Genomic DNA, 8,284 nt, shown 5'->3' with positions numbered 1-8,284 from the left:
GCCCCGGGCAAGGCAGCGCGTGCGGGCGGGCTTGGCGGCCCAGGTCAACTCCGCGCGCGGGCCTGCCCCGGGCAAGGCAGCGCGACCAAGCAGCAACCACCCACCCACGGAAACCTCAGCCCGCCGTCTCCTGCCACCACCCGAGCACCTCGTCCGCCACTCCCGGGGCCGCCACCAGCAGGCCGTCCGTCGGCAGCGCCGTGTCCTCGCCGTGCTTGTCCAGGACCACCGCGCCCGCCTCGATCGCCATTGCCACCGAGCCGGCCACGTCCCACTCGTGGTAGCTGTGCAGCACCGCCGCCGCCGCGTGGCCCAGCGCCACCTGGGCGATCGACAGCGCCGCCGAGCCGAGTACCCGGACGCCCGCGTGGGCCGCCGCCGCTCGCTCGATGAAGCCGCCCATTCCCGGCCACGGACCGGTGCGGGCCAGCTCCGTGCACACGATTGCCCCCGCCGTCACGCAGCGGTCCCGCAACTCGATCGGCTTGCCGTTCGCGCGGGCTCCCCGGCCGCGCGCCGCGGCGTAGATCTGGGCCCGGTACGGGTCCGCCACCACCCCGACCACCGGGCCCGCCGCGTCGACCAGGGCCAGGCTGTACGCGCACCACGGCACGCCGGCCACGTAGTTCGCCGTTCCGTCCACCGAGTCGACCACCCAGCGGTACTCCGCGACGTCCGCGCCGTGGTCCGCGCCGAACTCGTGGCCGACCACCGGGATGCCCGGGAACTCCGCCGTCAGGACGCGGCGGGTGTGGCGCTCCAGGATGCGGTCCGTGTCGGTGACCCAGTCGAACGGCGAGTCCAGGGTGGACGGGTGGGCGCCGCGGCCGGCCGTCGCGGTGATCACGTCGGTGGCGTCGTTGGCCAGCCGCCCGGCCACTTCGAGCGCCCTCGACAGCAGGCCGGGCTCGACGGGCCGCGGCGGCCGTGAGGACAAGAGGGTCATGCCTGCTTAGTCTGGGCCCCCCGGGTTTCCGGCACGCGACCTTGAGATGACATGTCGTAGCCGATCTGTTCCGGCACCGTTGGCCGCAGTGTCACGCGGGCGCCAGGATCGGGTGCGATCGTCCAGGACGTGCGAGTCGCCATAGTCACCGAAAGTTTCCTGCCCCAGGTGAACGGCGTGACCAACTCCGTCCTGCGGGTCGTCGAGCACCTGCGCGAACGCGCGCACGACGTGCTGATCATCGCGCCCGGCCCCGGCCCGGACTCCTACCGCGGCGCTCCCGTCGTCCGGATCCCCGCGCTCGACGTCCCCGGCGTGAGCTCCCTGCCGATCGGCCTGCCGACGCGGACCGTGCTCAACGCGCTGGCCGCGTTCGGCCCGGACGTCGTGCACCTGGCGTCGCCGTTCGTCGTCGGCGCGCGCGGGCTCGCCGCCGCGAGACGGCTGCGCGTCCCCTCGATCGCCGTCTACCAGACCGACATCGCCGGGTTCGCCGCCGCGTACGGCTTCGGCATCGCCGCCCGCGCCGCGTGGCGGTGGGTGCGGCGGCTGCACTCGCGCGCCGACCGGACCCTCGCGCCGTCCAGCGACTCCGTCGAGCAGCTGCGGCTCCACGGCGTCCCGCGCGTGCACCGCTGGGCGCGCGGCGTCGACATCGAGCGGTTCTCCCCGGCGCACGCCGACCCGGCGCTGCGGGCCGAGCTCGCTCCCGGCGGTGAGCTGCTCGTCGGGTTCGTCGGCCGGCTCGCGCCCGAGAAGGAGGTCGACCGGCTGGCCGCGCTCGCCGGGATGCCGGGCGTGCGCGTGGTCGTCGTCGGCGACGGGCCCGAACTCGACGGCCTCAGGGAGCAGCTGCCGGACGCCGCTTTCCTCGGCGCGAAGTACGGCGACGACCTCTCGAAGGCGTACGCGAGCCTCGACGTCTTCGTCCACACCGGACCGCACGAGACGTTCTGCCAGGCGGTGCAGGAGGCGATGGCCGCCGGGCTGCCGGTGCTCGCTCCGGACGCCGGCGGCCCGAAGGACCTCGTCCTGCCCGGCCGCACCGGCTACCTGCTGCCCGCGGACCGCGAGCGGTTCGGCCCGGCGCTCGTCGAAAAGGTCGACGCCCTCCGCGACGCCGCATTGCGCGCGAGGCTCGGCGAGAAAGCGCGCAAGGTGGTGCTGGGCCGCACCTGGCCCGCGGTCTGCCACGAGCTGGTCGGGCACTACGAAGCCGTGCGCGGCCGGGCCGCCCGCGCGGCCTGACGTGCACATCGTCCAGCTCGCGAACTTCTACGGGCCGCGCTCGGGCGGCCTGCGCACGGCGCTGCACCACCTCGGCGCCGGCTACGTCGCGAGCGGGCACGAGGTGACGCTCGTGGTGCCCGGCCGCCGGTACGCCGACGAGGTCCTGCCGACCGGCGTGCGCCGGTTTTCCCTGCCCGCACCGAAGATCCCGGGCACCGGCGGCTATCGCGCGGTCGACCCGCACCGGGTCCGCGCGGTGCTGCGGAAGCTCGAGCCGGACCGGCTGGAGGTGTCGGACCGGCTGACGCTGCGGGGCATGGGCGGCTGGGCGAGCCGCCACGGCGTGCCCAGCACGGTCATCTCCCACGAACGCCTCGACCGCCTGCTGGAGCAGTTCCTGCTGCCCGCGCCGATGGCCCGCCGCGTCGCCGACGCCGCGAACCGGCGGATGGCCGCGAGCTACGACACGGTCGTCTGCACGACGGCGTTCGCGCGCGCGGAGTTCGACCGCATCGCCGCGCCGAACGTCCGCCGCGTCCCGCTCGGCGTCGACCTCACGACGTTCCGGCCCGCCCGGCGCGACGACGGCTGGCGGGCCGGCCTCGCCGAGGGCGCGGATGCCCTGCTGGTCCACTGTGGACGGCTGTCGCCGGAGAAGCACGTGGAGCGCAGCGTGGACACCGTCGCCGAGCTGACGGAGTCGGGCGCGCGCGTGCGGCTGGTGGTGGCCGGCGACGGCCCACGGCGGCGGGCGCTGGAACGCCGGGCGCGCGGCCTGCCGGTGACGTTCCTGGGGTTCCTGCCGGTCCGCGGCGACGTCGCCCGGCTGCTGGCCAGCGCGGACGTCTCCCTCGCGCCCGGCCCGCACGAGACGTTCGGCCTCGCCGCGCTGGAGGCGCTGGCGTCCGGGACGCCGGTGGTGGTGTCGGCGTCGTCGGCGCTGCGGGAGATCGTGCGGCCGGGCTGCGGCGCGGCGGTCGAGGACCGCGCGCCGGCGTTCGCGGAAGCCGTGACGGGCCTGCTGGACAGCCCCGAGGAGCTGCGGCGGGCGGCGGCGCGGGCCCGCGCGGAGGAATTCACCTGGCCCGCGGCGGTGGCCGGGATGCTGGCCACCCACGCCTGAGCCGGCCGGGGCACCCCCGCTAATCGGGTTGCGCGCGGGGTGAAGATCGGGACATGCCTACCCTCCGCACGCCGCGGCTCACGCTGGTGCCGCTGGCCGACGAGCACCTCGAGCTGGAATACGAGCTGGACTCCGACCCGGCGGTGATGCGCTACCTGACCGGCCGGGCCGCGACCCGGGACGAGGTCGAACAGGCGCACCGCCGCCGGATGGCCACCCCGGCCGGGTTCGGGTTCTGGATGGGCTTCGCCGGCGACGACTTCGTCGGCTGGTGGCTCCTGCGCCCGCCGCACGGCCCGGACCAGCCGGACGTCGAAGGCGAAGCCGAGCTGGGCTACCGCCTGCTGCGCCGCCACTGGCGGCAGGGCTACGCCCGGGAAGGCGCCCGTGAACTGATCCGCTACGGCTTCGAGGTGCTGGGCCTGGCCCGCATCTTCGCCCAGACGATGGCGGTCAACACGCCGTCCCGGGCGACGATGACCTCGGCCGGGCTCACGTTCGCCAGGGCCTTCACCTCGGCCGCGGAGTACGACGACCCGATCGACGGCGCCGAGCAGGGCGAGGTCGAGTACGAGATCACGCGGAAGCGGTGGCCGGGGTCTTCGCCCGCTTGTTCTGCCGGCGGATCCACCACAGCGCCGGCCCCGCCACCAGCCACGTGAAGAACACGAAGCTGCCCAGCGGCAGCAGCGTCAGAGTCGCCGACCGGCCGGCCACCCGGGCCAGCTCCGGATCCGACGCGTCGTACTCGATGCGGACCAGCTGCCCGGCCGCCAGACCATCCGGGTACAGCACCCCGTTCGCCGGGCTGTGCACGATCCCGTCCGGGGTCTCGAAGTGGATGATCGTCCGGTCGAACGCCACCGAATCCACGGTGGCCGTGGCCGTCCCCAGCTGGGCTTCGATCGCGCTGTCGTTGCGGATCGCCGCGAACAGCAGGCACACGCACATCACGGTGAGGAGCGAGGCGACGCCGAGGGTGGCCCACCACCCGACGCGCCTCGCCCGTTCACCTCTCGTGCTCACGCCGCGAGCGTAGCGGTCTTGCTCAGCCCGCGTGCTCGGCGGCGAGGAACCGGTGGTTCGCCTGGATCTGGTCGTACGAACGCGGCTTGACCGAAACCGGAGCCGCGGCCGCGGCCGAGCGGGCCGCGACAGCGGCGGCGCCGTTCGGGCCCACCGCGGGCTTGCCCGCCGTGTACAGCCACGTCTGGAACAGGTCGTGCAGCGGCTTGCCGGAGATCTTCTCCGCCAGCGCGATGAACTCCAGGATCCGCCCGTGCGAGCCGCCCTTGGCAGCCTGCCACGCTTTCAAGATCGCGAAGAACGCCTGGTCACCGACGGCCGTCCGGAGCGCCTGGAGGGTCAGCGCACCCCGGTCGTACACCGCGTTGTCGAACTGGTTGTCCGCTCCCGGGTCGGCCGGGACCAGCTTCCACAGCGGCGCGTCGGCCGCGTTCGAGTCGTAGGTGTACTGCGCCAGCTCCGCGACCGTTCCCTCGCCCTCGTGCTCCGACCACAGCCACTCCGCGTACGACGCGAAGCCCTCGTTCAGCCAGATGTCGCTCCAGCGGCCCAGCGAGACGTTGTCGCCGAACCACTGGTGGGCGTTCTCGTGCGCGATCAGCGTCGTGTTCGAGCCCGCGCGGAAGTTGCGGGCGCCGTACGTCGGGCGGGTCTGGTTCTCCAGCGAGAAGCCGATGCCGCTGGTCACGACGCCACCCTCGGCCTCGAACGGGTACGGGCCGAACTGGGTCGCCAGGAACTCGTTGATCTCCGCCGTCCGCTCGACGCTGGCCTTCGCCGCGTACAGCGAGTCGCCGAGGTCGGCGCCATAGGCGTTGATGTACGGCTTGCCGTCGGGCGTGGTCGACTCGACGACCTCGTACTTGCCGACGATGAACGACGTCAGGTACGTGGCCTGCGGTTTCGTGCTGCGCCACTGCCAGCGGGTCCAGCCGGCGCGCTGCTTCGTCTTGCGGACCAGGGTGCCGTTGGAGATCGCCGCGTTGTCGTCGGGCGCCTCGATCGAGACGTCGTAGGTCGCCTTGTCGGTCGGGTGGTCGTTGGCCGGGAACCACCACGCCGAGCTCTGCGGCTCGTCGATGCCGAGCGCGCCGAAGGACCCCTTCTTCCACGCGTTGATGCCGTCCACCGTCTCGGTCGACGGCGTGTCCGCGTAGGCGACGACGACCGTCGCGGTCTGGCCCTTGAGCAGGGGCTGCGCCGGCGTGACGACGAGCTCGCCGTTGCCGGTCTGGTTCGTGAACTGCGCCGGCCGGTTGTTCACCCGCACGCTGGACGCCTTCAGCGCGAAGTCCAGGTCGAACCGCGAGAGGTCCTGCGTGGCGGTGAGCAGCAGCGTCGTGGTGCCCGAGAGGAGATCGGTCGCGGGCTGGTAGGTGAGCCGGATGTCGTAGTGCAGCACGTCCGTGCCGCCGTTGCCGGCGTTCGGGTAGTACGGGTCGCCGACGCCGGGGGCGCCGGGGGCGGGCGCCGCGCTCGCGGTGCCGGCGAGCAGCACCGAGACGACGCCGGCCGCGAGCGCACCGAGACCGGTGCGCGTTCTTGCACGCATTCGAATTCCTCCAAGAGGTGAGGATCAGCGCGCTCGAACGTAGCCAGCGAGGAAGCACCCAGGAACAGCCGAAGGGAGGTTTCTTGCCTGCTGGGATTACACCCGGAAAGCGGTTGACGTCAGGCCGCGGACACGGCCGAGGAGACCGCCGCCCGCAGGCGGGAGTGCAGGTCGCGGTGCCGTGACCGGTCCACCCGGACCTCGACGACCCGCAGCCCGGGCGCGGGGGCCAGCGCCGCCCGGAACTCCGTCAGCGTCTCCGCGACGACGTGCGGGACGCGGTAGCCGGCGCACAACGCGCCCAGGTCGGCGCCGTGCGGGGTGCCGAACACGCGCTCGAAGCTGGCCGCGTGCTCGGGCGCACCCTGTTCGAGCAGGGAGAAGATGCCGCCGCCGTCGTCGTTGAGCACCACGATCGTCAGGTCGGGACGCTGCTCGGCGGGCCCGGTCAGCAGCCCGGACGCGTCGTGCAGGAACGTCAGGTCGCCCAGCAGCGCGTACGACGGGCCCCGGTGCACGTACGCGGCGCCGATGGCCGTCGAAACCGTGCCGTCGATGCCCGCGACGCCGCGGTTGCGGTGCACGAGGACGTCCGGGCGCAGCCGGCCGGCCAGCGCGACGTCCCGGGTCGGGTTGGAGGAGCCGACGACCAGCAGCGAGTCCGGCGGCAGCGCGTCCACCAGCTCGGTCGCCACCCGCAGCCCGCTGGGCCACGGCTCGTCGGCCAGCGTCGACGCCACCGCGGAAGCGGCCGCGGCGTCCGCCCGGCGCCAGCTCGCCAGCCACTCCGGGTCGGCGGGCTTGGTCGGCTCGTCGAACCACTGCCCGACCTGCCGGACGTTGTGCGCGGGCGCCGGCCAGTCCGAGTCCGGCCGCACCAGCAGGACCTCGACCGAGGCGTCCGAGAGCACGTTCTGGATCTGCCGGAACACCGTCGGCCGGCCGAGGCAGAGCACCTGCTCCGGCTTGTGCCGCGAGATGAACTCCTCGACGCCCAGCAGCCACGCGCCGGACGAGATCGCCGTGCCGCCGGACAGCCCGATCCCGCCGGTTTCGGAGATCACCGGCCAGCCGTGCTGCTCGGCCCACTCGCTGGCCGCCTGGACACCGGTGTCGCACGCGATCACCAGGCCGTGCCGCGCCGAGGGCACCACGAACGACGGCAGCGCGCCGAAGTCCGGCAGCTCGGTCCAGCGGGAGCCGTCCGCACGGCCGTCGAGCGATTCGTACCACTCACCGTCGTCGTCGAGGTCCGGCACGAGCGGCTCGCGGAACGGGATGTTCAGGTGCACCGGCCCGCAGCGCCACTCGCCGTAGGCGGCGTTCCAGGCCCGGCAGATCTGGCTGCGCCAGTACGAGTTCTGGCCGGCCCGCCGCTCGGCGACGGCCAGCTCGTCGAAGTAGCGGACGGCGTCGCCGTAGAGCTGGTGCTGGTCGATGACCTGCGACGCGCCCGCGGCCCGCAGCTCAGGCGGCCGGTCGGCGGTCAGCACGATCAGCGGGACGCCGGCCCGGTCGGCCTCCAGGACGGCCGGGTGGAAGTTCGCGGCCGCGGTGCCGGACGTGCAGAGCACGGCCACCGGGCGGCCGGTGCGCGCGGCGATGCCGAGGGCGAGGAAGGCGGCGCCGCGCTCGTCGATGCGGACGTGCAGCTGGAGCTTCCCGGCCGCCGCCGCGTCGTAGAGCGCGATGGACAGCGGCGCGTTGCGGGAGCCCGGGCAGAGGACGACGTGCGAAACGGTGTTGCGGACGAGTTCGTCGACGATGACCCTGGCCTGCGCGGTGGAAGGGTTCACCGGCACGCCCCTGGTACGCCGCGATCAGTCATGTCCACAGGTCCTATCCTCGCAAACGTGGATGACGCCCGAGTTTCCGAGCTGTTCGACCCCGCCGCGTGGACCGAGGTCGAAGGTTTCGCCTTCACCGACATCACCTACCACCGCTCCGCTGAGAGCCGGGGCGGCAAACGCGTGGTGCGCATCGCGTTCGACCGCCCCGAGGTCCGCAACGCCTTCCGGCCGCACACCGTCGACGAGCTCCACCGGGCCCTCGACCACGCCCGGATGAGCGCCGACGTCGGTTGTGTCCTGCTCACCGGGAACGGCCCGTCGCCCAAGGACGGCGGGTGGGCGTTCTGCTCCGGTGGTGACCAGCGTATTCGCGGACGCTCCGGGTATCAGTACGCGAGCGGGGAGACCTCCGACACGGTGGACCCCGCGCGGGCCGGCCGACTGCACATCCTCGAGTGCCAGCGGCTCATCCGGTTCATGCCGAAACCGGTGATCGCGGTCGTGCCGGGCTGGGCCGCGGGCGGCGGCCACTCTCTGCACGTCGTGTGCGATCTCACCCTCGCCTCGGCCGAGCACGCGAAGTTCAAGCAGACCGACGCCGACGTCGGCTCGTTCGA

The 8,284-nt window shown here is 73.5% G+C and carries 8 protein-coding genes; 4 read left to right on the top strand and 4 right to left on the bottom strand.

The window, feature by feature from the left end:
• Positions 1-115 precede the first annotated feature (115 nt).
• Positions 116-946, bottom strand: coding sequence for an inositol monophosphatase family protein (locus CCN39_RS43245; RefSeq protein WP_086852437.1), 831 nt, complete (start codon positions 944-946; stop codon positions 116-118).
• A gap of 177 nt (positions 947-1,123) precedes the next feature.
• Here CCN39_RS43245 and CCN39_RS43240 point away from each other — a divergent pair, with 177 nt between their 5' ends.
• Genes CCN39_RS43240 through CCN39_RS43230 form a run of 3 tightly spaced genes read left to right on the top strand, consistent with a single transcriptional unit; the run spans position 1,124 to position 3,961 of the window.
• Positions 1,124-2,194, top strand: coding sequence for a glycosyltransferase family 4 protein (locus CCN39_RS43240; protein ID WP_279629623.1), 1,071 nt, complete (start codon positions 1,124-1,126; stop codon positions 2,192-2,194).
• 1 nt (position 2,195) lies between these two features.
• A complete protein-coding gene (locus tag CCN39_RS43235) occupies positions 2,196-3,299 on the top strand; it encodes a glycosyltransferase (RefSeq protein WP_086852433.1) in 1,104 nt (367 codons plus the stop codon).
• Positions 3,300-3,352: 53 nt separating this feature from the next.
• The gene (locus tag CCN39_RS43230) at positions 3,353-3,961 is read left to right on the top strand and encodes a GNAT family N-acetyltransferase (protein ID WP_086852431.1); all 609 of its coding nucleotides are present in this window, start codon (positions 3,353-3,355) and stop codon (positions 3,959-3,961) included.
• Here CCN39_RS43230 and CCN39_RS43225 read toward each other — a convergent pair.
• The 3 genes from CCN39_RS43225 to menD form a co-directional block, all read right to left on the bottom strand.
• Positions 3,876-4,325 carry a DUF3592 domain-containing protein gene (locus CCN39_RS43225; RefSeq protein WP_086852429.1) on the bottom strand — a complete coding sequence of 150 codons (450 nt, stop codon included), beginning with the start codon at positions 4,323-4,325 and terminating at the stop codon, positions 3,876-3,878. The genes CCN39_RS43230 and CCN39_RS43225 overlap by 86 nt on opposite strands.
• Positions 4,326-4,347: 22 nt before the next feature.
• Positions 4,348-5,877, bottom strand: a complete 1,530-nt coding sequence (locus tag CCN39_RS43220; RefSeq protein WP_086852428.1) for a M1 family metallopeptidase — start codon at positions 5,875-5,877, stop codon at positions 4,348-4,350.
• A 119-nt stretch (positions 5,878-5,996) separates the two neighbouring features.
• On the bottom strand, positions 5,997-7,673 hold the full coding sequence (menD, locus tag CCN39_RS43215; protein WP_167455354.1) for a 2-succinyl-5-enolpyruvyl-6-hydroxy-3-cyclohexene-1-carboxylic-acid synthase: 1,677 nt from the start codon (positions 7,671-7,673) through the stop codon (positions 5,997-5,999).
• 57 nt (positions 7,674-7,730) lie between these two features.
• On the opposite strand from menD, the gene CCN39_RS43210 reads away from it, so the two are divergent.
• On the top strand, positions 7,731-8,284 hold a 554-nt coding region (locus CCN39_RS43210; protein ID WP_208630635.1), incomplete at its 3' end, for an enoyl-CoA hydratase-related protein.

The sequence above is a fragment of the Amycolatopsis kentuckyensis genome, assembly GCF_002155975.1.
Classification (GTDB): Bacteria; Actinomycetota; Actinomycetes; order Mycobacteriales; family Pseudonocardiaceae; genus Amycolatopsis; species Amycolatopsis kentuckyensis.
The sequence above is the reverse complement of the archived record's forward strand: the minus strand, read 5'-3'. Positions and strand labels throughout refer to the sequence as shown.